A 24,068-nucleotide genomic window follows, 5' to 3' on the forward strand; every position below is an offset into this window, starting at 1 on the left:
AAAAAATACCAAACAGATTCTCATGAGCAAAGACAATATCCAGGACGTCGTCAAGAAGAGCCTTGAAAAGTATTTCAAGGACCTCGGCGAGCAGCAGCCGTCGAACGTCTATGAAATGGTGGTCTTTACCGTGGAAAAACCGATACTTGAAGCGGTGATGGAGCGTGCGGACGGCAACCAGTCCTTGGCCGCCGAGATGCTTGGCATCAACCGCAATACCCTGCGCAAGAAGCTGCAGCAGCACGGCCTGCTGTAGCGCGGCGCTGCAGGCCGCACTTGCGGCCTGGCCGGTGCCTGCTTGCCCGTTCCATCCATTGATGCAGGGCCGGCATTGGCCATGCGACCACTGTTTTCCTGATTCATCTCCTTCCTATCTCCTTCACCTTCTACAGCCAGTCCATCATGATCAAACAAGCCCTCATTTCCGTGTCCGACAAGACCGGCGTGCTCGAGTTTGCCAAGGCGCTCGCCGCCCAAGGCGTCAACATCCTCTCCACCGGCGGCACGGCCAAGCTGCTCGCCGACAACGGCGTGAAGGTTACCGAAGTCGCCGATTACACCGGCTTCCCGGAAATGCTGGACGGCCGCGTGAAGACCCTGCATCCGAAAGTTCACGGCGGCATCCTGGCCCGCCGCGATTTCCCCGAGCACGTAGCCGCGCTGGAAAAGCACGGCATCCCGACCATCGACATGGTGGTAGTCAATCTCTACCCCTTCCAGCAGACCGTGGCCAAGGACCAGTGCACGCTGGAAGACGCCATCGAGAACATCGACATCGGCGGCCCGACCATGCTGCGTTCCTCGGCGAAGAATCACAAGGATGTGGTCGTGGTCTGCGATCCGGCCGACTATGGCCGCGTGCTCGACGAAATGAAGGCCAACAACGGCGAAGTCGGCTATGACACCAAATTTGCGCTCGCCAAGAAAGTGTTCGCGCATACCGCGCAGTACGATGGCGCCATCACCAACTACCTGACCGCGCTCGGCGAAGACAAGCAGCATGCAACGCGCAGCGCCTATCCGCAGACGCTGAACCTGCATTTCGAGAAAGTGCAGGAAATGCGCTACGGCGAAAACCCGCACCAGTCCGCCGCCTTCTACCGCGACCTCGCGCCGGTGGCCGGCTCGCTCGCCAACTACAAGCAATTGCAGGGCAAGGAACTCTCCTACAACAACATCGCCGATGCCGATGCAGCCTGGGAGTGCGTGAAGACCTTCGAGGAAACCGCCTGCGTGATCATCAAGCATGCGAATCCCTGCGGCGTAGCGGTCGGCGCATCGCCGCTGGAGGCCTACAGCAAGGCATTGCAGACCGATCCGACCTCGGCCTTCGGCGGCATCATCGCCTTCAACCGCGAACTCGACGGCAAGGCGGCCGAAGCGGTCGCCAAGCAGTTCGTCGAAGTGCTGATCGCGCCGTCGTTCACCGCCGAAGCCAAACAGGTCTTCGCCGCCAAGCAGAACGTGCGCCTGCTGGAAATCCCGCTCGACAACGCGGTTAATGCCTACGACTTCAAGCGCGTCGGTGGCGGCCTGCTGCTGCAGTCGCCTGACGCAAAGAATGTCGCAGTTGCCGAACTCAAGGTCGTGACCAAGAAGCAGCCGACGCCGCAGCAGATGCAGGACCTGATGTTCGCATGGCGCGTGGCCAAGTTCGTGAAGTCGAATGCCATCGTGTTCTGCGCCAACGGCATGACCATGGGCGTGGGCGCCGGTCAGATGAGCCGCATCGATTCCGCGCGCATCGCCTCCATCAAGGCGCAGAATGCCGGCCTGTCGCTCGCCAACACCGCAGTCGCCTCCGATGCATTCTTCCCGTTCCGCGACGGCCTCGATGTAGTCGTCGATGCCGGCGCCACCTGCGTGATCCATCCGGGCGGCTCGATGCGCGACCAGGAAGTCATCGATGCGGCCGACGAGCGCGGCGTTGTCATGCTGTTCACCGGCACGCGCCATTTCCGTCACTGATCCGTTTGCAATCGGGATCGCTGCTGTGACTGCTGCTGCCGATGCGATGACAAAGCATTAACTTTGTCAGCGTATCGCAGCGGCGGCAGCAAATAAGTTTGGTGCAGGCAAGCCGATTCGATAGAATCGGCACACAAGCGTGCAGGTCGTCAGTCTGGAGAGGCAGCATCTTTCCGGTGGTGACGGCACTTTGCTCATATTGCCTAACCCCATCGCGCCGACTTCGCCGGCGCGTCAATCAATGAAGATCCTCGGTATCGACCCGGGCCTGCGCACCACCGGCTTCGGCGTCATTCACAAACAGGGCCACAAGCTCAGCTATATCGCATCCGGCACCATCAAGACGCCCGATGCGGATCTGCCGCAGCGCCTCAAGGTCATCCTTGCGGGCGTCTCGGAAATCGTCGCTACCTATCGCCCCGACTGCGCTGCCATCGAGAAGGTGTTCGTCAACGTCAATCCGCAATCGACGCTGCTGCTTGGGCAGGCCCGCGGCGCGGCGATCTGCGCGCTGGTCCATGCCGATCTTGCGGTCGCGGAATACACTGCATTGCAGATCAAGCAAGCCGTCGTCGGACACGGCAGGGCGCAGAAGCACCAGATGCAGGACATGGTGCAAAGGCTGCTGCTGCTTTCAGGCATGCCCGGCACCGATGCCGCCGATGCGCTGGGCGTGGCGATCTGCCATGCCCACAGCGGCGATACGCTGTCCACTCTCGGGGAAATCGCTCCCGCGCTGGCAAAGAAGGGATTGCGCGTGCGACGGGGCAGGCTGGTCGGCTGACCCGGCCTACCGCTCTGTCTAGAAATGCTTTTCCGCCTTGCGGGCGGCCACCTCGAAGCGGTTGTGCCAGTAGGCATTCTTTCCGCGCAGCGCCGCCCACGCGCTCGAGGCCAGATAGGCGAAGGGAAAGAAGGGTCCCCAGCACGCTGCCTGGCGCACATGCGCCAGCTCATGGATCAGCACCCGCGACGACAGCCCCGATTTTTCCGCAATCACCACGTGGCCGATGGCCATGGCATTCATCGCGCCGAAGGGATGGCGCTGCAGCATGAAGTCCGCCACCTTGCCGCGCACCAGCAGCGCGAGCGTGTGTCCGCGTATCAATTGGGCATGGCCGCTGAAGACGACGATCGGTAGCGCCAGCGCAAGGCCGACCGCCGTCAGCGGCGAGGCCCAGACGATGCCGAACAGGGTGCCTGTCCAGGAGACCGGGAGACGGATCAGGGGGCTTTGAAACAGCCTTTGCAAGGTTTGCAGCATGCGGTGCTTGATCAGATGCCGAAGGCTGACCTGTGCGGCAGCGCGTCTCGGCGTGAACTTGAACGTGTCCAGGTCGGAATCCAGATCTTGTATTGGAGCTTCATGCATAGGAAAAAATCCTTGACCGGAAAGCATCGAAAAGGCTGCAGCGGCCAAGCTTTGCATGCCGCTTTATATACCGTTTTTGCCGGGCGGAGCGGTAAAACTACTGTATGATTAAACAGTTTTTATCCCCATATACAGACCATGATAGGACGCCTTTCCGGTACGCTGCTTGAGAAAAATCCGCCCCAGTTGCTGATCGATTGCAATGGTGTCGGCTATGAGGTGGATGTGCCCATGAGCACCTTCTACAACCTGCCGGCCATGGGCGAAAAGGTGGTCCTTCTGACTCACATGGCAGTGCGTGAGGATGCGCACCTGCTGTACGGATTCGGCACGGTCGAAGAGCGCAATGTGTTCAAGCAGCTGATCCGGATCTCGGGCGTCGGCGCCCGCACGGCACTGTCCATCCTGTCGGGCATGTCGGTCGCCGACCTGTCGCAGGCGATCACGCTGCAGGAAGCCGGGCGGCTGACGCGCGTTCCCGGCATCGGCAAGAAAACCGCAGAGCGCCTGCTGCTGGAATTGAAGGGCAAGCTTGGCGCCGATCTTGGATCCGTCGGCGGCATCGTGCACAGCGATGCGACTTCCGACATTTCCAATGCGCTGCTGGCGCTGGGCTATTCCGAGAAGGAAGCGGCGCTTGCCCTGAAGCAGGTACCGGCCGGCACCGGCGTCTCCGAGGGCATCAAGCTGGCCCTCAAGGCGCTCTCGAAAGCATAGTGGCAGTAACGCGGTAACAAGCAGGAAGGCAGTGACACCATGAGCATACAAACCGACGACTTCAGCGAGCAGAGAATCATTGCGGCGACGCCGGCTTCCCCCAACGAGGAAGCCATCGAGCGCGCCCTCCGCCCCAAGCAGCTCGACGAATATGTCGGGCAGGAAAAGATCCACAGCCAGCTGGAAATCTTCATCACCGCCGCCCGGCAGCGCCGCGAGGCACTGGACCATACGCTGCTGTTCGGGCCGCCGGGCTTGGGCAAGACCACGCTGGCGCATATCATCGCGCGCGAAATGGGCGTCAATCTGAGGCAGACTTCCGGGCCGGTGCTGGAGCGGGCCGGTGACCTGGCTGCACTGCTGACCAATCTCGAACCGAACGACGTGCTGTTCATCGACGAGATCCACCGCCTGTCGCCGGTGGTCGAGGAGATCCTGTATCCGGCGCTGGAAGATTACCAGATCGACATCATGATCGGCGAAGGCCCGGCCGCCCGCTCGGTGCGCCTTGACCTGCAGCCTTTCACCTTGGTCGGCGCCACCACCCGCGCCGGCATGCTGACCAATCCGCTACGCGACCGCTTCGGCATCGTCGCTCGCCTGGAGTTCTACACGCCGCAGGAACTGGCGCGCATCGTCACCCGCAGCGCCTCGCTGCTCAATGCGGCCATCGTGCCGGACGGCGCGCTCGAAATCGCCAAGCGCAGCCGCGGCACGCCGCGTATCGCCAACCGCCTGCTGCGGCGGGTGCGCGACTATGCGGAAGTCAAGGGCAACGGCGAAATCACCAAGGCCATGGCCGATGCGGCGCTGAAGATGCTCGACGTCGATCCGGTCGGTTTCGACTTGATGGACCGCAAGCTGCTGGAAGCCGTGCTGTTCAAGTTCAACGGCGGCCCGGTCGGCCTGGACAACCTTGCCGCCGCCATCGGCGAGGAGCGCGACACCATCGAAGACGTGCTGGAACCCTACCTGATCCAGCAGGGCTACCTGCAGCGCACGCCCCGCGGGCGCATCGCCACCCCTACCGCCTATACGCATTTTGGCATCGCCGCGCCGAGGGGACCAAGCGGCGACCTCTGGGATCAGCCTCCCGCCTGAATCTTGCATCGGGGAAAGCCGGCTGTGCATGCGCCGGCGTCCGCTGCCGGCAAGGCGGGCATCGCACGGTGGTGCGCCGCCCGGCCTGCAACCTTCCAGCCACTGGATAGTCAGATCAAATCGTTCGATCGTGCGCCCGCGGCAATGCCGCGGAATTGATCTTTTGTCATGCGTAGAACTACGATGCCTGCTGCGGCAATTGTTAACTATGCTAACAATCGGACCAAGACAATTTATAATTGGCAGCTAAAGCACGATCGCACTTTTTTATTTGAGAAAGCGCAAGCCTGCAAGCCTTACGGACGGTAGAGTTCAGGGTTTGTTCAGGTTGCGGTGTTCAACCCGTTCCCAGCTCCCGATCGAGTTCCACCATGCTCATGTCCACGCAAGCCAACCGTTATGCGTATCAATTGCTTGATGCGCGAGCGCAGGCGCAATTGATGCCCCCTCTGTCCGCCCAGTCTCCGCTTTCCATTGCCGACAGCTACGACATCATCCGCTGCATCATGGATGTGCGCATCGCCCAGGGCGAGACGCTGACCGGCCGGAAGATCGGTTTTACCAACCGCAAGATCTGGTCGAAGTACGGGCACCAGGAACCGATCAGCATGCCGATCTGGACGCCCGTCTTCAACGAAACGGTACGCTTCGCCGAAGACAACCGCGGCATCCAGAGCCTCTCGGGCGCGCAGCAGCCGCGCATCGGGCCGGAACTGGTATTCAAGCTGGGATCAACGCCGGCGCCGGATGCCACGATGGAAGAACTGGCCCAGTGCATCGAATGGATGGCGCATGCGTTCGAAATCGTCACCTGTCCCTTCCCGGACTGGAAGTTCGAGATGGCCGATTCGATCGCCGCTTTCGGCCTGCATGGCGCCCTGATCGTCGGCGAACCGAAGATGCTGTCCGAGGCAAGCCGGCGCAGCCTAGGCGAGGTGCTGGCCAATGCCAGCCTGTCGCTGTCCTGCGGCGATGAACTGCGTTCGGCCGGCTTCGGCAGCGACGTGCTGGGCAGCCCGCTGCACGCCATGTGGCATTTGCATCAATTGCTGAACCAGCAGCCGCAGTTTGCCGGGCTGGCGGCCGGCGAGATCATCACCACCGGCACCTGGACCGATGTCTGCCCGATCGCGCCGGGAGAAACCTGGACGTCGGCGTTTTCCGGCTTGAGCCTGCCGGGGCTGACGATTTCTTTCGTGTAGTGCCGGCCAGGCTGACTTTCCCGCTGATCCAAACAGGAAGGGCGCCGTTCGGCGCCCTTTTTTCTTATTGGCAATCAACCAGCTTGGCTGGCCTGCAGCGCTACTCCGCGCGCACCCAGGTCTGCGTGCGGCCGAGCATCGGCACACCGATATAGCCGCGCACATCGAGCTTCCTGCCGCCGTCGCCGAGCGTCATCTTGCTCTTGTAGATCTTGCCGCTGGCCGGGTCGAGAATCTGGCCGCCGCCGTAGTTGGAGGCGTCGCCATCCTTCTTCATGCCGGTGATGATGGTCATGCCGATGATGGGCTGGTCCTTGCGGACATCCTCGCATTTATCGCATTTCGGATTCTGGTCTTCGCCGGCTTCGCGGAACAGCTTCTCCACCTTGCCGCGCAGTTCGCCGTTGCTTTCGCTGATGCGCACCAGCGACTTCGGCTTGCCGGTCTCGTCGTCGATGGTCTTCCACAGGCCCACCGGCGAGGCATCCTGTGCCCATGCGAAGGATGCGGTCAATGCCAGCGCGGCGAAGGCACCCAGGGCGGACGGAATCGTTGTTCTCATGTCGGGCTTGTCTCCTTGTATCTTGTCATTGGACGGGAGCTGCCGCCGATGCCCGGCAGCGGCTCCCGATGTTACGCGATGGCTGTTCAGCTCTTTTGCAGCTTGCCGAACTGTTCGCGCAGCTTGTCGAGCGTGGCGCCGAAGGAAGCGAGGCGCTCCTTCTCCTGCGCCACCACCTGCGCGGGCGCGCGGGCGACGAAGCTCTCATTGCCGAGCTTGGCATTGGCCTTGGCGATCTCGCCTTCAAGGCGGGTGATTTCCTTGGATAGGCGCTCGCGTTCGGCGGCCACGTCGATCTCGACCTTGAGCATCAGCTTGACGGTGCCGACCACCGACACCGGCGCCGGCGATTCCGGCAGCGCATCGACCACCTGCACCTCGGACAGCTTGGCCAGCGCCTGCAGGTAAGGCGCGAACGACTGCGCTTCGGCCTTGGCATCGGCCGCCGCTTCGATGATCAGCGGCACGCGCTGCGCCGGCGACAGCTGCATTTCGCCGCGCAGGTTGCGGCAGGCATCGGTCATGGATTTGAGCTGCGCCATCCAGGCCTCGGCCTGCTCGTCGAGCTTCTCGGGGTTCGGACGCGGATACGCCTGCAGCATGATCGATTCGCCGTTCGGATCGAGCTGGCGGTCGGTCATCGGCGCGATCTTCTGCCACAGCTGTTCGGTGATGAACGGGATGATCGGATGCGCCAGGCGCAGCACGGTTTCCAGCACGCGCAGCAGGGTGCGGCGGGTGGCGCGCTGCTGGGCTTCGTTGCCGTTCTGGATCTGCACTTTTGCAACTTCCAGGTACCAGTCGCAGTACTCGTCCCAGATGAACTTGTAGATGGCCGAGGCGATGTTGTCGAAGCGATAGTCGGCGAAGCCCTTTTCCACTTCGGCTTCGGTACGCTGCAGGAGCGACACGATCCAGCGGTCGGCCTGCGAGAAGTCGCGGCCGCCTTCGCCGCAGGACGCGCCGTCGAAGCCGCAGTCCTTGCCTTCGGTGTTCATCAGCACGAAGCGGGTCGCGTTCCACAGCTTGTTGCAGAAGTTGCGGTAGCCTTCGCAGCGGTTCAGGTCGAAGTTGATGTTGCGGCCCAGCGAGGCATAGCTCGCCATCGTGAAGCGCAGCGCATCGGTGCCGAAGGCGGGAATGCCGTTCGGGAATTCCTTGCGCGTCGCCTTGGCGATGCTTTCCGCCTGCTTCGGATTCATCAGGCCGGTGGTGCGCTTGGCCACCAGCGACTCGACGTCGATGCCGTCGATCAGGTCGATCGGGTCCAGCGTGTTGCCCTTGGACTTGGACATCTTCTGGCCGCTGGCGTCGCGCACCAGGCCGTGCACGTACACGGTCTCGAAGGGCACCTTGCCGGTGAAGTGCGTGGTCATCATGACCATGCGCGCCACCCAGAAGAAAATGATGTCGAAGCCGGTGACCAGCACCGACGACGGCAGGAAGGTCTTGTAGTCGGGCGTTTCTTCCGGCCAGCCGAGCGAGGAGAAAGGGACCAGCGCCGACGAGAACCAGGTGTCGAGCACGTCGGATTCGCGCTTGATGGCCTTGCCGCCGGCCTGCGCCTTGGCATCTTCCTCGCTGCGGGCGACGTAGATGTTGCCTTCGTCGTCATACCAGGCCGGGATCTGGTGGCCCCACCACAGCTGGCGGGAGATGCACCAGTCCTGGATGTTGTTGAGCCACTGGTTGTAGGTGGTGGTCCAGTTCTCGGGCACGAACTTGATCTCGCCGCCGGAGACTTTCTCCAGCGCGACTTCGGCGATCGACTTGCCGGGGAAGTGCGTGCCTTCCGGTGCCGGCTTGCTCATCGCCACGAACCACTGGTCGGTCAGCATCGGCTCGATGACCACATTGGTGCGGTCGCCGCGCGGCACCATCAGCTTGTGCGGCTTGACCGATTCCAGCAGGCCTTCGGCTTCGAGGTCGGCGACGATCTGCTTGCGCGCCTCGTAGCGGTCCATGCCCTGGTACTTGGCCGGGCCGTTCTCGTTGATCTTCGCGTCCAGCGTGAAGATGTTGATCTTGTCCAGGTTGTGGCGCTGGCCGACCGCATAGTCGTTGAAGTCGTGCGCCGGCGTGATCTTCACGCAGCCGGTGCCGAATTCCTTGTCCACGTACTCGTCGGCGATGATCGGAATCTGGCGGCCGGTCAGGGGCAGCGTCAGCAGCTTGCCGAGCAGCGGGGTGTAGCGCTCGTCGGTCGGATCGACCGCGACCGCGACGTCGCCCAGCATGGTTTCAGGACGCGTGGTCGCCACGGTGATGCGGCCGTTGCCGTCGGCGAGCGGATACTGGATGTGCCACATGTGGCCGTCTTCCTCTTCCGACACCACTTCCAGGTCGGACACTGCGGTCAGCAGTTTCGGGTCCCAGTTGACGAGACGCTTGCCGCGATAGATCAGCCCCTGCTCGTACAGGCGCACGAAGACTTCGGTGACCGCCTTGGACATCTTCTCGTCCATCGTGAAGTATTCGCGGCTCCAGTCGGTGGAGGCGCCCATGCGGCGCATCTGGCCGGTGATGGTGGAGCCGGAATGCTCCTTCCATTCCCAGACCTTTTCCAGGAATTTCTCGCGGCCGAGATCGTGGCGGGAAATCTTCTGCGCATCGAGCTGGCGCTCGACCACGATCTGGGTGGCGATGCCGGCGTGGTCGGTGCCGGGAATCCAGGCGGTGTTGTAGCCGCGCATGCGGTAGTAGCGCGTCAGGCCATCCATCACGGTCTGGTTGAACGCATGGCCCATGTGCAGCGTGCCGGTGACGTTGGGCGGCGGCAACTGGATGGAGAAGGCAGGCTTGCCGGGATCGACGGTGGCGGTGTAGTAACCGCGCTGTTCCCAGAGGGTGCGCCAGTGTTTCTCAATCTCGGCGGGCTCGAAAGACTTGGCTAATTCCATGATTTAACTTATGTTTCTGCGAAACTAGGCATTATAAATGAGGCGCATGCCGACATCGGTGCGGATGCGCGTATAATTCGCCGAAGTCGTTACGGAGCCCGCTCCCTGACGACTACATGAATACCTGCTAGGGGTCCTGGCCAGCGTTGCAATCGTTTTGCAATGCATGACCGGGTGAGAAATACCCTTGAACCTGATCTGGATAATGCCAGCGAAGGGAAGCACCCGGAACGCAAGCGCCATCATTCCGCCGCTCCTTCGCTTTTTCGTTTTAGCAAAGGAGCAACATGAGCGCCAATCCGCAATTCCTCGCCGCGACCGCCAAGGTCGACGAAGCCGCAATCCAGCCGCTGCCGAATTCCCGCAAGATCTACGTCGAAGGTTCCCGTCCCGACATCCGCGTGCCGATGCGCGAGATCAGCCAGTCCGATACGCCGGCTTCCTTCGGCGCCGAAAAGAACCCGCCGATCTACGTCTACGATACTTCCGGCCTCTACACCGACCCGCAGGCGCAGATCGACATCCGCTCCGGCCTGCCGGCGCTGCGCGCGAGATGGATCGCCGAGCGCGGCGACACCGAGGAACTGCCCGGCCCGACATCAAAATATGGCATCGAGCGCCTGAACGATCCCAAGCTGGCCGAACTGCGCTTCAACCTGCACCGCAAGCCGCGCCGCGCGCTGCCGGGCAAGAACGTGTCGCAGATGCACTATGCGCGCCAGGGCATCATCACGCCTGAGATGGAATACATTGCCATCCGCGAAAACCTGCGCCGCAAGGAATACCTCGAAGGCCTGAAGGCCTCCGGTCCGATGGGGCAAAAGCTGGCCGACCTGATGGGCCGACAGCATCCGGGCCAGAGCTTCGGCGCGGCGATTCCGGCCGAGATCACGCCGGAATTCGTGCGCTCCGAAATCGCCTGCGGCCGCGCCATCATTCCCGCCAACATCAACCATCCGGAAATCGAGCCGATGATCATCGGCCGCAACTTTTTGGTGAAGATCAATGCCAACATCGGCAACTCGGCCGTCACGTCCTCGATCGGCGAGGAAGTCGAGAAGATGACCTGGGCGATCCGCTGGGGCGGCGACACGGTGATGGATCTCTCCACCGGCAAGCACATCCATGAAACCCGCGAATGGATCATCCGCAATTCGCCGGTGCCGATCGGCACGGTGCCGATCTACCAGGCGCTGGAAAAGGTCAACGGCAAGGCCGAGGAACTGACCTGGGAAATCTTCCGCGACACGCTGATTGAGCAGGCCGAGCAGGGCGTCGACTACTTCACCATCCACGCCGGCGTGCGCCTGCAGTACGTGCCGCTGACCGCCAAGCGCATGACGGGCATCGTCTCGCGCGGCGGCTCCATCATGGCCAAGTGGTGCCTCGCGCATCACAAGGAATCCTTCCTGTACGAGCACTTCGAAGAGATCTGCGAAATCATGAAGGCCTATGACGTGTCGTTCTCGCTCGGCGACGGCCTGCGCCCCGGTTCGATCTACGACGCCAACGATGAAGCGCAGCTGGGTGAACTCAAGACCCTCGGCGAGCTGACCCAGATCGCCTGGAAGCATGACGTGCAGGTGATGATCGAAGGTCCCGGCCATGTGCCGATGCACCTGATCAAGGAAAACATGGAGCTGCAGCTGAAGGACTGCCATGAAGCGCCGTTCTACACGCTGGGGCCCCTGACCACTGACATCGCTCCCGGCTACGACCACATCACTTCAGGCATCGGCGCCGCGATGATCGGCTGGTACGGCACCGCGATGCTGTGCTACGTGACGCCGAAGGAGCATCTCGGCCTGCCGAACAAGGACGATGTGAAGGAAGGCATCATCACCTACAAGCTGGCCGCGCATGCCGCCGATCTGGCCAAGGGCCATCCCGGCGCGCAGATCCGCGACAACGCCTTGTCGAAGGCGCGCTTCGAATTCCGCTGGGAAGACCAGTTCAATATCGGCCTCGACCCGGACAAGGCGCGGGAATTCCATGACGAGACGCTGCCGAAGGATTCGGCCAAGGTCGCGCATTTCTGCTCGATGTGCGGACCGCATTTCTGCTCGATGAAGATCACCCAGGATGTGCGCGACTATGCGGCCAGCCAGGGCATCTCGGACGAGCAGGCGCTGAAGAAGGGCATGGAAGTCAAGGCAGTGGAATTCGTGAAGTCCGGCGCCGAACTCTATCGCAAGCAGTAAGCCATGCAGATCCAGCTGAACGGAGCGCCGCATGCGGTCGCGGACAACGAGAACGTGCAGGGGCTGATTGCCTTGCTTGAACTGGAGGGCAAGTCGCTCGCGGTGGCTGTGAACCGAGAGGTGGTGCCGCGGCATCGCTGGGCGGAGCAAGTGCTGCGGCCGGATGACTGCGTGGATATTGTGAGGGCGATCGGGGGCGGGTGATGTACTGCTTCTCTGTATATGAATTCCCCTTACTGATGCGCCAGTAAAGGACGTTCCCTCCCCTTCAAGGGGAGGGCTAGGGTGGGGATGGGGTTAAACATGCGAGGACAATCAAACCATTTTTCCAAGTCCACAGCGTCAGGATTGAGAAAAAGCCTGACCGATGCGGAGCAAATGCTTTGGCAGCGTCTACGAGGCAGTCAACTTGGCGTGAAGTTTCGTCGACAGCATCCATTTGATGGATACGTTTTGGACTTTGTGTGCTTGAGTGATCGGCTGATTATTGAAGTCGATGGATCTCAGCATGCAGATGCACTCGACTATGACACCCAAAGGACCACTCATCTGGAATCCGCAGGCTTTCGCGTGCTGCGTTTCTGGAACAACGACGTGCTCAATCAGACTGATACGGTAATGGAAGTGATCTGGACCGCATTGAACCCATCCCCACCCCAACCCTCCCCTTGAAGGGGAGGGGGCGAACAGCCTGGCTTAACTTGCAACTTACGAAATCGATCAAGCAAGAGGCTTAGAACAGCATTTCATTTCTATTCCCGTTCTTCACAAAAAGAACGTCAGATGTAAAAAGGAGCGCACCATGAGCAATCCGCAGCAATCCCAATCCGAAGGCCTCACCATCGCCGGCAAGACCTACCGCTCGCGCCTTCTGGTGGGCAGCGGCAAGTACCGCGATCTCGAACAGACCCGCCTGGCCACCGAGGCCAGCGGCGCGGAAATCATCACCGTGGCGATCCGCCGCGTCAACATCGGCCAGGACCCGAATGCGCCGAGCCTGCTCGACGTCGTGCCGCCGTCGCAGTACACCATCCTGCCCAATACCGCCGGCTGCTACAACGCCAAGGACGCGGTCTACACGCTGCAGCTCGCGCGCGAACTGTTGGGCGGCCACAAGCTGGTCAAGCTGGAAGTGCTTGGCGATGAAAAGACCTTGTTTCCCAACATGCCCGAAACCTTGAAGGCGGCCGAGACGCTGGTGAAGGACGGTTTCGACGTGATGGTCTACTGCAGCGACGATCCCATCCAGGCGAAGATGCTGGAAGACATCGGCTGCGTCGCCGTCATGCCGCTGGCTTCGCTGATCGGCTCAGGCATGGGCATTCTGAATCCCTGGAACCTGTCGCTGATCATCGAGCAGTCGAAGGTGCCGGTGCTGGTCGATGCCGGCGTCGGCACCGCTTCCGACGCAGCCATCGCAATGGAGCTCGGCTGCGACGGCGTGCTGATGAATACCGCCATCGCCGGCGCGAAGGATCCGATCCGTATGGCGCGCGCGATGAAGCTAGCGGTCGAGGCAGGGCGCGAAGCCTATCTCGCCGGACGCATACCCAAGCGTTTCAGCGCATCGCCGTCGTCGCCGATGGAAGGCCGCGCAACGTGATTCGTCCCAGCGTACTGGTGTTCGCCGGCTCCGACCCGAGCGGCGGCGCCGGCATACAGGCCGACGTGCAGGCCATCGCGGCGCTGGGCGCGCATCCGCTGTCGTCCATCACTGCATTGACGGTGCAGGACAACGACCGCGTCTACAAGGTGCAGGCGGTGGCGGCAGAGCTCGTGCTGCAGCAGGCCAGGGCGCTCATCGACAAGATGGACATCGCCGCGGTAAAGATCGGTATCGCCGGCAGCAGAGCCAATGCCGAAGCCATCGCCGAAGCGATTGGCTTGCTGAGGCAGCGGCGGCCGAACCTGCATGTGGTGCTCGATCCGGTTCTCGCCAGCGGACACGGCGATACGCTGTCGGCGGACGATCCGCGCGAATCGGTCAGGCTGCTGCTGCCCCTGGCCACGCTGGTCACGCCCAACCTGCCCGAGGCTGCAGCTTTATGCGAAGGCGAGCGGCGCCTGGATGCGCAAGCCGAACTATTGCTGGCGCACTGCCCGAACGTGCTGATCAAGGGCGGGCATGGCGATGGCCGGGATGTGGTCAATCGCTGGTTTTCAAAAGGCGGTCAGCGCAACTGGACCTGGCCGCGGCTCGAAGGCGGCTTTCACGGCAGCGGCTGCACGCTGGCCTCGGCCATCGCGGCGCTGTTGGCGCGCGGCATGCCGATGGGCGATGCGCTCGAACGAGGGCAATCGTATTGCCAGCAGGCGCTGACGGCCGCCTATGCCATCGCCGACGGACAACGCATGCCCGATCGGGGCATCACCTTGGAAAATAGGGAGAGCAGGACATGAAAGGTTTATATCTCGTCACACCCGACTGGGACGATACGCAAAAGCTGCTGCAGGTTACCGAGGCTGGCCTGCGCGGCGGCGCGGCGCTGGTGCAGTACCGGCACAAGACGGCATCGGCCCAGCTGCGCAGGGAACAGGCCGCGGCGCTGCAAGCCTTGTGCAGGGAGCATGGCAAGCCCTTCATCATCAACGACCATGTCGACTTGTGCACCGAGCTCGATGCCGACGGCATCCATGTCGGCGGCACCGATGCGTCGGTTGCGCAGGTGCGGGCCGCGGTCGGCCCGGGCAAGATTGTCGGCGCCTCCTGCTACGGCACGCTGCAGCTGGCGCGCGATGCGCATGCGGCCGGGGCAAGCTATGTCGCCTTCGGCGGCTTCTATCCCTCGCGCGTCAAGAAGTACGACATGAAGACGCCGCCGGAAATCGTGTCGCAGGCCAAGGCGGAAATCCCCTTGCCCAATGTGGTGATCGGCGGCATGACCCAGGAAAACTGCACGCCCCTGGTTGCCCTCGGCGCCGACATGGTGGCCGTCATCAGCAGCGTCTACATGACCGACGATCCGGAATCGGCGGCACGCGGGTTTGCCGTCCTGTTCGGCGGATGATTTCCTGTCATCTGCCCCTGTCATCTGCCGCCAGCGCATCGATCAGCAGGCGTACCCGGGCCGGCAGCAGGCGGTTGCCCGGCCAGACGATACTGATCGGCAGCGGCGGCGGACGATAGGACTGCAGCACTTCCGTCAGCCTGCCGTGCCTGATCGCCTCGGCCGCCATGTAGTCCGGGACCTGGATCAGCCCGGTGCCGTGGCAGGCGCTCTCCACCATGCCTTCGCCGTCATCGATCAGCATCCGGTAGCGCGGATGCAGTTCCATCACCTCGCCATCGACGGCGAACTGCAGCGGACGCTCCCGCCCCGAGGTGGGATTGCGGAAGACGATGAAGGCATGTTCTTCCAGCTTCGTCGGGTGTTTCGGCTTGCCTCTTCGCGCCAGGTAATCGGGGCTCGCGCAAACGATCAGATGCTGCCAGCCGATCCGCCTGCTTGCCAGCCGCGAATCGATGAGCGGCATGATGCGCACCGCCGCATCGATGCCATCCTTGACCACATCGCACAGCTGGTCCGTCAGCCGCACATCCGCACTCAATTCAGGATGCTCCCGCAGCAAGCGTGATACCGCCGGCAGCACCACATGCTTGCCGTAGGTGATCGGTGCATTGATGCGCAGTTCGCCGCGCGGCTCGCCATGCGTGCCGGCCGCCAGCGCTTCCAGTTCATGAATGTCGGCAAGAATCTTTTCGCATCGCGCATACAAGGCTTCGCCGTCCGAGCTCAGCGTCACCTGGCGGGTCGTCCGGTGGAACAGCTTGACGCCGAGCTGTTCTTCCAGCCGCACGATGCGCTTGGCGACGGTCGATGCAGTGATGCCGAGTTCACGGCCCGCATGGGCGAAACTGCGATGCCGGGCTGCACTGGCGAAAGCGATGAATTGCGTGAATCCGCTCATGGGTGCTCCATCGATCGAAAACGGAAGGTGCTGCCGATTGAAGAATAATTTTCCTTAATGTTACGACATTCCATGTTGTTCAAGCGGCAGCACGGAATGGGCATACTGCCTGTCATGCCGTCGCCGACGGCGTCCAACATCGAGGAGAGCAGACATGACCGTGATTTCGCAGAGCAAGCCGGAAGCCACCGGATTTCCGGGTATCGAGCACGCGACGCTGGCCGGCAGCGCGGAGGGTCTGCGCGCCATGTCGATCTGGCAGCAGTCGGTAGCGCCCGGCGCCGCCACGCCGCCGCACCGCCACGACTGCGAGGAAGTCGTGATGTGCCATGCCGGCGAGGGCGAACTGCATATCGAAGGCCGCATCGAGCGTTTCGCTGCCGGTCAGATCGTTGTCATTCCGCCAGATGTCCAGCACCAGATTCTGAGCGTGGGCGAAGAGCCGCTGCGCTTCGTTGCGGTATTGAGCGCCAGCCCGGTGCAGGCCTATTTCCCGGACGGTACGCCGATTGCATTGCCATGGCGGTCATAAATGCCAAAACGGCACGTTGCATGCGAGCGCAGATGCACCGGAGGGGCGGAAATTGCCGGAAGGCGTTTCCCTCCGGGCTTATAATCTGGGGATGCAAAATCTCCTCCACAATCTCAATCCCGAGCAACTCGCCGCCGTCACGCTTCCCGCGCAATCCGCCCTGATCCTTGCAGGCGCCGGTTCCGGCAAGACCCGCGTCCTGACAACGCGCATCGCTTGGCTGATCCAGACCGGCCAGGTCTCTCCGGCCGGGGTGCTGGCCGTGACCTTCACCAACAAGGCCGCCAAGGAAATGATGTCGCGCCTGTCGGCGATGTTGCCGATCAATACACGCGGCATGTGGATCGGCACCTTCCACGGATTGTGCAACCGCCTGCTCCGCGCGCACTACCGCGACGCCGGGCTGCCGCAGACTTTCCAGATCCTCGATTCGGCCGATCAGCTCGCCGCGATCAAGCGCCTGCTGAAGGCGCTGAATGTCGATGATGAAAAATATCCTCCCCGCAACCTGATGTATTTCATCAACAATGCGAAGGAGCAGGGCTTGCGCGCGCACGAGGTGGAAGCGCACGACGACTACAACCGGCGCTTCGTGCAGCTGTACGAAGCCTATGACAGCCAGTGCCAGCGCGAAGGCGTGGTCGACTTCGCCGAACTGCTGCTGCGCACCTATGAACTGATGAGCCGCAACCAGCCGCTGCGCGAGCACTACCAGGCGCGGTTCAAGCATATTCTGGTCGACGAATTCCAGGACACCAACAACCTGCAGTACAACTGGCTCAAGCTGATGGCCGGCGAGCACAACGCGGTGTTCGCGGTGGGCGACGACGACCAAAGCATCTATGCCTTCCGCGGCGCCAACGTCGGCAACATGGTGGCCTTCGAGCGCGAGTTTCGCGTGCAGAACCTGATCAAGCTGGAGCAGAACTACCGCTCGCACGGCCACATCCTCGACACCGCCAACACGCTGATCGCCAACAACAGCAAGCGCCTGGGCAAGAACCTGCGCACCGATGCCGGCCACGGCGAACCGGTGCGCATCTACGAGGCCAGCAGCGATATCCAGGAAGCGCAGTGGATCATCGAGGAATCCAAGAGCCTGATCGGCGAAGGCGCGCTGCGCAGCGAGATCGCGATCCTCTACCGCTCCAATGCGCAGTCGCGCGTGATCGAGCATGCGCTGTTCACCGCCGGCATTCCCTACCGCGTGTACGGCGGCCAGCGCTTCTTCGAGCGCGCCGAGATCAAGCATGCGATCGCCTACCTGCAGCTGATGGACAATCCGCATAACGATTCCGCCTTCCTGCGCGTGGTGAACTTCCCCACGCGCGGCATCGGCGCGCGTTCCATCGAGCAGCTGCAGGATGCATCGCGCCAGTATGGCATTTCGCTCTACGCGGCGGTGCCGTATGTGGCGGGCAAGGCCGGCAGCTCGCTCGGCTCCTTCGTCAAGCTGGTCGAAGCCATGCGCTTCGAAACCCAGAACCTGCCGCTGCAGGAAATGGTGAAGGTGATGCTCGAGATGAGCGGCCTGATTCCGCATTACCAGACCGAGAAGGAAGGCGCCGACCGCATCGAGAACCTGGAGCAGCTGGTCAGCGCGGCCATGTTGTTCGTGACGGAGGAGGGCTTCGGCATCGATACGCCGGCCTTCCTCGGCCCGAAGGCGCAGGAAGTGGCCGGCACGCCGCTGCCCAACGGCGACGAGCTGATCGATGCCGATGCGCCGCTGGCCACCGTGATGTCGCCGCTGTCAGCTTTCCTGTCGCATGCCTCGCTCGAAGCCGGCGACAACCAGGCGCAGGCCGGCCAGGATGCGCTGCAGCTGATGACGGTGCATTCGGCCAAGGGCCTGGAGTTCGATGCAGTATTCATCACCGGTCTTGAAGAAGGACTCTTCCCGCACGAAAACAGCGCGCAGGAGCAGGGTGGCTTGGAAGAAGAGCGGCGCCTGATGTATGTCGCGATCACGCGCGCGAAGAAGCGGCTGTACATGAGCTTCTCCCAGACCCGCATGCTGCACGGCCAGACCCGCTACAACATGAAGTCGCGCTTCTTTGACGAATTGCCGGAGGCGGCGCTCAAGTGGCTGTCGCCCAAGGTGCAGCACCAGTGGTTCGCCAACCGGAAGACCGCCTGGGACGATGCGCCGGAAGTCGGCGCCAACAACATCGCGCAAAGCTTCGCGCGCAAGGATGTCGGCTGGCGCATCGGCGAAACCGTCTCGCACCAGAAGTTCGGCGAGGGCGTGATCGTCAACATCGAAGGCGGCGGCACCAACTCGCGTGCGCACATCAATTTCGGCAAGCACGGCATGAAGCTGCTGGATTTGAATATTGCCAAGCTGGAACGAGTGAGCTGAGGAAAAGCCGCAACGGAGATGCGCCGATTAGGCGTATTGGTGTCCAAACAAAAGAGCCGCATTGCATGCGGCTCTTTTTTTGCCTGCTCGACCTTGACTTGACATTCCGCCTGAGGAGAGTATGCTGGAAAACATCCAAGCACCATCCATATGGATGGTTTTTTCAAGTAGCCCTGGTTTTCCTTTTAATTTTCCTTTGCAAACATGAAAGAAATCGAGCTGCGAACCAAAGTTGCAGACAGCGAAAAGATCACGATCAATCTTGGTCCCATCGACCTTGGGCAGATCGATCTGCTGGTGCAGGAAGGTTTCTACGCCAACCGCACCGACCTGATCCGCACCGCGATACGCAACCAGATTGCTTCCCATGCCGAGGCCGTTCGCCAGACGGTCCTGCGCAAGAGCCTGGTGCTCGGCTTGCAGCATTTTTCACGTTCCGATCTGGAAGCCGTCCGGCAGGCCGGACAGGTGCTGCAGATCAGGGTGCTGGGCATGGCCAGCATCGACAGCGATGTCAGCGCCGAACTGGCGCTGGAAACCATCGAATCCATCACCGTGCTGGGCGCGTTTCATGCGAGCCCGGCAGTCAAGGCCGCTCTGGCGGGCCGAATACGGTAACGAATCCCTGAAAGCTTTTTATGAAACTCAATGAACACTTTCTCGCGCAGCTGCGCGAAGCCACTGCATTGCTGCAGACTTCCGGTCCTGCAGCCGCGACCGAAGCCATACAGCGTGCGCTTGGCGCCGCCGGCCTGACAGACGCCGGGCACACCGACCGCAAAGAGGCGGCCAACACTCCGGACGGCTTCATCGACATCAATCAAGTCTCGAAAGAGGCCATGCCTCCGAAAGCGGACCTGCACGGCATGCTGGAACGCCTCCGCAGCCGCGCCGGCAAGCAAAGGCAGGCCCCGTTCCCGACCGCCGACGTCGAGGATGTGGAAGTGCATATCGCTGAGGATGCACCAGCAAGCAATCGCAAGGAAGGCGGCCGATTTCTCTCCGGCGCCTGCACCAATCGTGCAGGCACGCGCAGCTACCGGCTCTATGTGCCGAGCACGTATCGCGGCGAAGCGCTTCCCCTCGTAGTGATGCTGCACGGCTGCAAGCAGAATCCCGACGACTTTGCCGCCGGCACGGGCATGAACCGGCTCGCGGAACAGCACAACTGCCTGGTGCTCTATCCGGGCCAGGCTGTAAAAGCCAATGGCTCCAACTGCTGGAACTGGTTCAGTCCGGCGGACCAGCGCCGCGACCAGGGCGAACCTTCCATCATCGCCGACATGACGCGGCAGATCATGAAGGAATACAGCATCGATCCGGAACGGGTCTATGTAGCAGGCCTTTCGGCAGGCGGCGCGATGGCGGCCATCATGGCTGCGAGCTATCCGGACATGTATGCGGCGGTTGCCATTCACTCCGGCCTTCCGGTCGGTTCGGCCCATGATGTCGCCTCGGCTTTCAGTACAATGAAGGGAGGAATGCCGGGCGGGCATGGACCTGCGCTCTCGCCTTCCCGCCAGCCGGTTCCGGTGATCGTCTTCCATGGCGACCGTGACCATACCGTCCATCCCGACAATGGCCGCAAGGCGCTTGCCCAATGCATGGGAATGGCGGCGGACAACGGCTTTGCCGAACGCATGTCGCGCAACAGCAAGACTGCAAAAGGCAAGACCGCGCAAGGGCGGGCCTATACGCAAACTATTTTTCTGAACGAAATTGAACAGGCGGTCGCGGAGCAGTGGATCATTCACGGCGCAGGCCATGCATGGTCGGGCGGCAGCAAGGCCGGCTCCTATACCGACCCGAAAGGACCCGACGCCTCGGCGGAAATGATGCGCTTCTTCCTGGCGCATCCGAAGAAACATTCACGGCAGTAAGTTGCTGCACCCGGCCGGCGCCATGTCGCCGGCCAAGCGCCAAGGCAATGGTTCAATCGAGGCAAGGCGAGAGAATTATCAATATTGGCTGCGGCAATGGCCCGCATCATGATTCTGCGCAGATCGCTAATATCCCGCTGACGCCGATCTTTCGATCTTTCCCGTTCCACCTTTCATTCCGCCCGGCCATCGAGGTCCCAAGGCGGACTTTCCGCAAGACTCCGCACGATACCAACGTCGACAAACTTTTATCGACGCGTGCCGAATGTCTACTGTTCAATTGACGTCTTCACAAGGAACAATGCCATGACCCAATCCACCAAGGAGCCCTATCTCACCAGCGAAGGCGTGGTCTTTACCGTCGTCGTCGACTCTCTCAAGCGCGAATGCCTGATCAGGGAAGACGCCTTGCAGCAGCTGTCGTCGAAGAATGCCGACGCCGCCACGCCCGGCATGATGGATGTATTCCATGCGTTCGAAGGCAAGATCAACGGCGTTGCAAGGCGCCTCGTTGCTGCAGGCGTGCAGGGTACGCCGCTTGTGCTGAGCCGCAATACCTTCGCAGGTCCTCCGCGCCAGGCATGACGTGTTCCGGGGCCGGTCCTGATCCGGTATCGGTTGCGCGAAAGGTGCGCCGGCCCCGACGCCAGCAAGAAAGAAGAGGGGAAGCCTTTCGGGCAGTTTTCCCGGCGTGTGATATAGTCCGCCTGTCCGATGGCAGTTTGCCCGTTTGGTCAGAGTCAGGTCTTCGTATCTTGTATCCTGCCTCTTCCCGTCCTCGGTCATGCGGGAATCTCTGATGATTCATGCATGTTCCGCCACCTTCATCGTTCGTTACTGCATCACATCACTGTCTTGCCGGCAGTCGATTTGCTCCAGCACAGCCTGTTGTCGTCATGACGACGCTGATAGATCTGCTGGCCATCCACCTTTTTGCTTGCATGTGCGCCGGATGCGCCAATCCGCGATCCTCGTCCGGATTCGGCCTCGTTATTTGCCAGCTGCAGGCGGAAAACAATACTGGAGTGTTTTATGTCTAAGGAAGATCTGCTGGAAATGATGGGCCAAGTCACCGAAGTGCTGCCGGATTCGCGTTTTCGCGTGGACCTGGAAAACGGCCACAAGCTGATTGCCTATACCTCGGGAAAAATGCGTCAGCATCACATACGCATCCTGGCGGGTGACAAGGTGTCGATTGAAATGTCGCCCTATGATTTGAGCAAGGGACGCATCACTTTCCGCCATCTTGAAAAGCGCGGTCCCGCACCTTCCGGTTACCAGCGCCGCCGCTGATCACGATCACCCGTTCAAGGCAGCACCTCTGTCGCCACCTGAATATTCCCTGGTTGCAAGCGGTACGAAATTAAGCAAAGTATCGTTAGGACTTTTCAGGTTTGGTCTGTATAGTGGGTCGCGTGCTTGTATCAAGTCGTTGTTGTCGGTCTCTTTCCCGTCTTGCTCGTTGCCGAGCCATTCCTGTTTGATTTCCTTCGGTAGTCTTTCTTGATGTCAGGTGCATCCCCTGGGTGATCGCCCTTGTTTTTCAAATTTTCAGAAGGAAGCAAACAAATGAGTACTCAATCCGGTACAGTCAAATGGTTCAACGACGCCAAGGGCTTCGGCTTCATCACGCCGGACAACGGCGGCGGCGATCTGTTCGCCCACTTCCAGGATATCCAGTCGAACGGCTTCAAGAGCCTGAGCGAAAACCAGCGCGTTTCATTTGAACGCAGCACGGGTCCGAAGGGTGAAAAAGCGAGCAACATCCGCGTTATCTAAACCTTTTCCTCTGCGGATGCGAAAAGCAGAGGCAGAAGCAGCACTGAAGTGCTGAATGCATTGGTCGCCGGTCTGCATGACCGCCGTTCAGTCGAAACCAATCCGGCATTAAATCAACGACGAAGGGCACCATGCAGATAGCATGGGTTCCGATTCAAGTCAGGTACACCATGCAGATAGCGTGGGTGGCAGGCTGAAACGTTTCAATGCCGGTAGTAGTTCAAAGCTCGCTTCGGCGGGCTTTTTTATTTTGGCAGGAGACCCTGCGGAAGTACTTCGGCCCCGCTCAGGCCGGCAGCAGAAAAAACTTCATCGGATCGACCCGCCACTTCTCCGCCGACTGGTAGCTCTGGATCTTGTCGCCGCCGCCCATGCCCAGCGGCTTCGACAGGTCGACCTGCGCCGGCTTGATGTAGGTGTTGGACTTGGTGCTGAAGAAGACATTGACCTTGGGCGACAGCAGGTTGGTCTCGTGCGGTTCGACCACCACGCCGAGCCGGCCCGACTCCAGCAGCACCAGCGTGCCGACGGGATAGATGCCGACGCAGCGCATGAAACTCTGCACCTGCTGCGGGTTGAAATGGAATTTGCTCCATTCGAAGATCTTGCGCAGCGCTTCGGCCGCCGGCAGGCCCTTGTGATAGCAGCGGTCGGCGGTGATCGCGTCATACACGTCGACGATGGCCGCCATCTGCGCCATGGTGCTGATGCGGTCCCCGGGCAGCTTGTCGGGATAGCCGCTGCCGTCCATGCGCTCGTGATGGTGCAGGGTGATGTCGAGCGGGATGTCGCCGACGCCCGGTGTCTTCAGCAGGATGTCATGGCCGTCCTTCGGATGGCGGCGGATGATGTCGAATTCCGCATCGGTCAGGCGGCCCGGCTTGTTGAGCACCTCGTCGGGCACCAGCGCCTTGCCGGTATCGTGCAGCAGGCCGCCGAGGCCGGCCTGGCGCGTTGATTCCGCATCCATGCCGGCGGAGCGGCAGAAGGCCACCAGCAGGGTGCAGACGCTGACCGAATGCAGGAAGGTGTAGTCGTCCTTGTTCTTGATGCGCAGGAGGCCGGTCAGCGCGCCGGGATTGCGCAGGATGGATTCGGTGATGTTCTGCACTACCGGTTCGACCTGGTCGAGTTCGATCGCCTTGCCGAGGCGGGCATCGTGCATGACGGTGCGCACTAGCTGGTGCGCCTGGTTCTTGACCTGCGCGGCACGGGCCAGCTCGTCGGCGACCGACACGCGGATCACCGGCGCCGGTTCGCGCCTGGCGATCTCGACCATTTCCTTTTCCAGCACATGGCGGACTTCTTCCGCCGTCGGCGCATGCGTGGCGTCCAGGCCCTTGCTGGTGTCGATGTATACCTCGTGGATGCCGGCATCGATGATCTTGCGGATCTCGTCCTCTGTCGTGAGCAGCAGCCGGCTGCGCACGAAAGGATGGTCCATCCAGTTGCAGCTGAGGTCATGGATGAACATGCCCACACGCAGTTCGCGTACGCCGATTTTCTTGATCACCGGATTCTCCCCAATCTGGACGCTATGATGGCCGCTTTAGTCTTTGGTTATTGCGGCTTGGCAGCATGCA

At 61.5% G+C, this 24,068-nt stretch carries 24 protein-coding genes and 1 riboswitch; of the genes, 19 read left to right on the top strand and 5 right to left on the bottom strand.

All coding sequences use genetic code 11. The features are described from left to right. Nucleotides 1–22: 22 nt before the first annotated feature. The 3 genes from IGW03_RS25520 (at nt 23) to ruvC (ending at nt 2,752) form a co-directional block, all read left to right on the top strand. A complete protein-coding gene (locus IGW03_RS25520; RefSeq protein WP_119740369.1) occupies nt 23–256 on the top strand; it encodes a Fis family transcriptional regulator in 234 nt (77 codons plus the stop codon). Between the two features lie 146 nt (nt 257–402). Next, entirely contained in the window at nt 403–1,968 is a 1,566-nt protein-coding gene (purH, locus tag IGW03_RS25525; RefSeq protein WP_194725357.1) for a bifunctional phosphoribosylaminoimidazolecarboxamide formyltransferase/IMP cyclohydrolase, read from the top strand. Between the two features lie 241 nt (nt 1,969–2,209). After that, the gene (gene ruvC, locus IGW03_RS25530) at nt 2,210–2,752 is read left to right on the top strand and encodes a crossover junction endodeoxyribonuclease RuvC (RefSeq protein WP_194725358.1); all 543 of its coding nucleotides are present in this window, start codon (nt 2,210–2,212) and stop codon (nt 2,750–2,752) included. Nucleotides 2,753–2,770: 18 nt separating this feature from the next. On the opposite strand, the gene IGW03_RS25535 is transcribed toward ruvC, so the two are convergent. Then, complete coding sequence (locus tag IGW03_RS25535) at nt 2,771–3,340, bottom strand: hypothetical protein (RefSeq protein WP_194725359.1); 570 nt, start codon at nt 3,338–3,340, stop codon at nt 2,771–2,773. 138 nt (nt 3,341–3,478) lie between these two features. Between IGW03_RS25535 and ruvA the strand changes: the two genes are divergently transcribed. The 3 genes from ruvA to IGW03_RS25550 all read left to right on the top strand — a co-directional run bounded on the left by ruvA (nt 3,479) and on the right by IGW03_RS25550 (nt 6,360). Further along, complete coding sequence (ruvA, locus tag IGW03_RS25540; protein ID WP_194725360.1) at nt 3,479–4,057, top strand: Holliday junction branch migration protein RuvA; 579 nt, start codon at nt 3,479–3,481, stop codon at nt 4,055–4,057. Nucleotides 4,058–4,096: 39 nt separating this feature from the next. Then, nucleotides 4,097–5,158 carry a Holliday junction branch migration DNA helicase RuvB gene (gene ruvB / locus IGW03_RS25545; protein ID WP_194725361.1) on the top strand — a complete coding sequence of 354 codons (1,062 nt, stop codon included), beginning with the start codon at nt 4,097–4,099 and terminating at the stop codon, nt 5,156–5,158. 371 nt (nt 5,159–5,529) lie between these two features. Next, entirely contained in the window at nt 5,530–6,360 is an 831-nt protein-coding gene (locus IGW03_RS25550) for a 2-keto-4-pentenoate hydratase (RefSeq protein ID WP_194725362.1), read from the top strand. Between the two features lie 100 nt (nt 6,361–6,460). Here the strand turns inward: IGW03_RS25550 and IGW03_RS25555 are convergent, their stop codons facing one another. Together IGW03_RS25555 and IGW03_RS25560 are read right to left on the bottom strand one after the other, a co-directional pair. Then, the gene (locus IGW03_RS25555; RefSeq protein ID WP_194725363.1) at nt 6,461–6,922 is read right to left on the bottom strand and encodes a DUF2147 domain-containing protein; all 462 of its coding nucleotides are present in this window, start codon (nt 6,920–6,922) and stop codon (nt 6,461–6,463) included. An 86-nt stretch (nt 6,923–7,008) separates the two neighbouring features. After that, on the bottom strand, nt 7,009–9,822 hold the full coding sequence (locus tag IGW03_RS25560) for a valine--tRNA ligase (protein ID WP_194725364.1): 2,814 nt from the start codon (nt 9,820–9,822) through the stop codon (nt 7,009–7,011). Nucleotides 9,823–9,941: 119 nt separating this feature from the next. Continuing rightward, a riboswitch (TPP riboswitch) is annotated at nt 9,942–10,059 on the top strand. A 50-nt stretch (nt 10,060–10,109) separates the two neighbouring features. Between IGW03_RS25560 and thiC the strand changes: the two genes are divergently transcribed. The 6 genes from thiC to thiE all read left to right on the top strand — a co-directional run bounded on the left by thiC (nt 10,110) and on the right by thiE (nt 15,031). Further along, on the top strand, nt 10,110–12,023 hold the full coding sequence (gene thiC, locus IGW03_RS25565; protein ID WP_194725365.1) for a phosphomethylpyrimidine synthase ThiC: 1,914 nt from the start codon (nt 10,110–10,112) through the stop codon (nt 12,021–12,023). Between the two features lie 3 nt (nt 12,024–12,026). Further along, the gene (thiS, locus tag IGW03_RS25570; protein ID WP_194725366.1) at nt 12,027–12,227 is read left to right on the top strand and encodes a sulfur carrier protein ThiS; all 201 of its coding nucleotides are present in this window, start codon (nt 12,027–12,029) and stop codon (nt 12,225–12,227) included. Between the two features lie 99 nt (nt 12,228–12,326). Continuing rightward, complete coding sequence (locus tag IGW03_RS25575; protein WP_194725367.1) at nt 12,327–12,695, top strand: endonuclease domain-containing protein; 369 nt, start codon at nt 12,327–12,329, stop codon at nt 12,693–12,695. Between the two features lie 130 nt (nt 12,696–12,825). Then, nucleotides 12,826–13,626: a thiazole synthase gene (locus tag IGW03_RS25580; RefSeq protein ID WP_194725368.1), complete on the top strand. Its 801-nt coding sequence runs from the start codon at nt 12,826–12,828 to the stop codon at nt 13,624–13,626. Next, complete coding sequence (gene thiD / locus IGW03_RS25585) at nt 13,623–14,423, top strand: bifunctional hydroxymethylpyrimidine kinase/phosphomethylpyrimidine kinase (protein ID WP_194725369.1); 801 nt, start codon at nt 13,623–13,625, stop codon at nt 14,421–14,423. Before IGW03_RS25580 ends, thiD begins: the two co-directional genes overlap by 4 nt. Then, a complete protein-coding gene (gene thiE / locus IGW03_RS25590) occupies nt 14,420–15,031 on the top strand; it encodes a thiamine phosphate synthase (protein WP_194725370.1) in 612 nt (203 codons plus the stop codon). Before thiD ends, thiE begins: the two co-directional genes overlap by 4 nt. 7 nt (nt 15,032–15,038) lie before the next feature. Here the strand turns inward: thiE and IGW03_RS25595 are convergent, their stop codons facing one another. Continuing rightward, on the bottom strand, nt 15,039–15,932 hold the full coding sequence (locus IGW03_RS25595; protein ID WP_194725371.1) for a LysR family transcriptional regulator: 894 nt from the start codon (nt 15,930–15,932) through the stop codon (nt 15,039–15,041). Nucleotides 15,933–16,086: 154 nt separating this feature from the next. Here IGW03_RS25595 and IGW03_RS25600 point away from each other — a divergent pair, with 154 nt between their 5' ends. The 7 genes from IGW03_RS25600 to IGW03_RS25630 all read left to right on the top strand — a co-directional run bounded on the left by IGW03_RS25600 (nt 16,087) and on the right by IGW03_RS25630 (nt 22,485). Next, a complete protein-coding gene (locus IGW03_RS25600; RefSeq protein ID WP_194725372.1) occupies nt 16,087–16,464 on the top strand; it encodes a cupin domain-containing protein in 378 nt (125 codons plus the stop codon). A 91-nt stretch (nt 16,465–16,555) separates the two neighbouring features. Further along, nucleotides 16,556–18,826 (top strand): UvrD-helicase domain-containing protein, encoded by a 2,271-nt coding sequence (locus IGW03_RS25605; RefSeq protein ID WP_194725373.1) that lies wholly within the window; start codon nt 16,556–16,558, stop codon nt 18,824–18,826. A gap of 204 nt (nt 18,827–19,030) precedes the next feature. Further along, the gene (locus tag IGW03_RS25610; RefSeq protein ID WP_194725374.1) at nt 19,031–19,444 is read left to right on the top strand and encodes a ribbon-helix-helix domain-containing protein; all 414 of its coding nucleotides are present in this window, start codon (nt 19,031–19,033) and stop codon (nt 19,442–19,444) included. Between the two features lie 20 nt (nt 19,445–19,464). Next, nucleotides 19,465–20,706 (top strand): extracellular catalytic domain type 1 short-chain-length polyhydroxyalkanoate depolymerase, encoded by a 1,242-nt coding sequence (locus IGW03_RS25615; RefSeq protein ID WP_194725375.1) that lies wholly within the window; start codon nt 19,465–19,467, stop codon nt 20,704–20,706. 306 nt (nt 20,707–21,012) lie between these two features. Continuing rightward, nucleotides 21,013–21,291 carry a DUF1488 family protein gene (locus IGW03_RS25620; protein ID WP_194725376.1) on the top strand — a complete coding sequence of 93 codons (279 nt, stop codon included), beginning with the start codon at nt 21,013–21,015 and terminating at the stop codon, nt 21,289–21,291. A gap of 447 nt (nt 21,292–21,738) precedes the next feature. Then, complete coding sequence (gene infA, locus IGW03_RS25625; protein ID WP_151638881.1) at nt 21,739–21,999, top strand: translation initiation factor IF-1; 261 nt, start codon at nt 21,739–21,741, stop codon at nt 21,997–21,999. A gap of 276 nt (nt 22,000–22,275) precedes the next feature. After that, nucleotides 22,276–22,485, top strand: coding sequence for a cold-shock protein (locus IGW03_RS25630; protein WP_151638882.1), 210 nt, complete (start codon nt 22,276–22,278; stop codon nt 22,483–22,485). A gap of 286 nt (nt 22,486–22,771) precedes the next feature. On the opposite strand, the gene IGW03_RS25635 is transcribed toward IGW03_RS25630, so the two are convergent. Further along, nucleotides 22,772–23,998, bottom strand: coding sequence for an HD-GYP domain-containing protein (locus IGW03_RS25635; protein ID WP_194725377.1), 1,227 nt, complete (start codon nt 23,996–23,998; stop codon nt 22,772–22,774). Nucleotides 23,999–24,068 lie beyond the last annotated feature (70 nt).

The sequence above is a fragment of the Noviherbaspirillum malthae genome, assembly GCF_015352985.1.
GTDB classification, from domain to species: Bacteria; Pseudomonadota; Gammaproteobacteria; order Burkholderiales; family Burkholderiaceae_D; genus Noviherbaspirillum; species Noviherbaspirillum malthae.

Bases quoted from the DNA above. Each gene is read 5' to 3' on its own strand.
- IGW03_RS25520 (WP_119740369.1), top strand. From the start codon at position 23: ATGAGCAAAGACAATATCCAGGACGTCGTCAAGAAGAGCCTTGAAAAG.
- purH (WP_194725357.1), top strand. From the start codon at position 403: ATGATCAAACAAGCCCTCATTTCCGTGTCCGACAAGACCGGCGTGCTC.
- ruvC (WP_194725358.1), top strand. From the start codon at position 2,210: ATGAAGATCCTCGGTATCGACCCGGGCCTGCGCACCACCGGCTTCGGC.
- IGW03_RS25535 (WP_194725359.1), bottom strand. From the start codon at position 3,340: ATGCATGAAGCTCCAATACAAGATCTGGATTCCGACCTGGACACGTTC.
- ruvA (WP_194725360.1), top strand. From the start codon at position 3,479: ATGATAGGACGCCTTTCCGGTACGCTGCTTGAGAAAAATCCGCCCCAG.
- ruvB (WP_194725361.1), top strand. From the start codon at position 4,097: ATGAGCATACAAACCGACGACTTCAGCGAGCAGAGAATCATTGCGGCG.
- IGW03_RS25550 (WP_194725362.1), top strand. From the start codon at position 5,530: ATGCTCATGTCCACGCAAGCCAACCGTTATGCGTATCAATTGCTTGAT.
- IGW03_RS25555 (WP_194725363.1), bottom strand. From the start codon at position 6,922: ATGAGAACAACGATTCCGTCCGCCCTGGGTGCCTTCGCCGCGCTGGCA.
- IGW03_RS25560 (WP_194725364.1), bottom strand. From the start codon at position 9,822: ATGGAATTAGCCAAGTCTTTCGAGCCCGCCGAGATTGAGAAACACTGG.
- thiC (WP_194725365.1), top strand. From the start codon at position 10,110: ATGAGCGCCAATCCGCAATTCCTCGCCGCGACCGCCAAGGTCGACGAA.
- thiS (WP_194725366.1), top strand. From the start codon at position 12,027: ATGCAGATCCAGCTGAACGGAGCGCCGCATGCGGTCGCGGACAACGAG.
- IGW03_RS25575 (WP_194725367.1), top strand. From the start codon at position 12,327: ATGCGAGGACAATCAAACCATTTTTCCAAGTCCACAGCGTCAGGATTG.
- IGW03_RS25580 (WP_194725368.1), top strand. From the start codon at position 12,826: ATGAGCAATCCGCAGCAATCCCAATCCGAAGGCCTCACCATCGCCGGC.
- thiE (WP_194725370.1), top strand. From the start codon at position 14,420: ATGAAAGGTTTATATCTCGTCACACCCGACTGGGACGATACGCAAAAG.
- IGW03_RS25595 (WP_194725371.1), bottom strand. From the start codon at position 15,932: ATGAGCGGATTCACGCAATTCATCGCTTTCGCCAGTGCAGCCCGGCAT.
- IGW03_RS25600 (WP_194725372.1), top strand. From the start codon at position 16,087: ATGACCGTGATTTCGCAGAGCAAGCCGGAAGCCACCGGATTTCCGGGT.
- IGW03_RS25605 (WP_194725373.1), top strand. From the start codon at position 16,556: ATGCAAAATCTCCTCCACAATCTCAATCCCGAGCAACTCGCCGCCGTC.
- IGW03_RS25610 (WP_194725374.1), top strand. From the start codon at position 19,031: ATGAAAGAAATCGAGCTGCGAACCAAAGTTGCAGACAGCGAAAAGATC.
- IGW03_RS25615 (WP_194725375.1), top strand. From the start codon at position 19,465: ATGAAACTCAATGAACACTTTCTCGCGCAGCTGCGCGAAGCCACTGCA.
- IGW03_RS25620 (WP_194725376.1), top strand. From the start codon at position 21,013: ATGACCCAATCCACCAAGGAGCCCTATCTCACCAGCGAAGGCGTGGTC.
- infA (WP_151638881.1), top strand. From the start codon at position 21,739: ATGTCTAAGGAAGATCTGCTGGAAATGATGGGCCAAGTCACCGAAGTG.
- IGW03_RS25630 (WP_151638882.1), top strand. From the start codon at position 22,276: ATGAGTACTCAATCCGGTACAGTCAAATGGTTCAACGACGCCAAGGGC.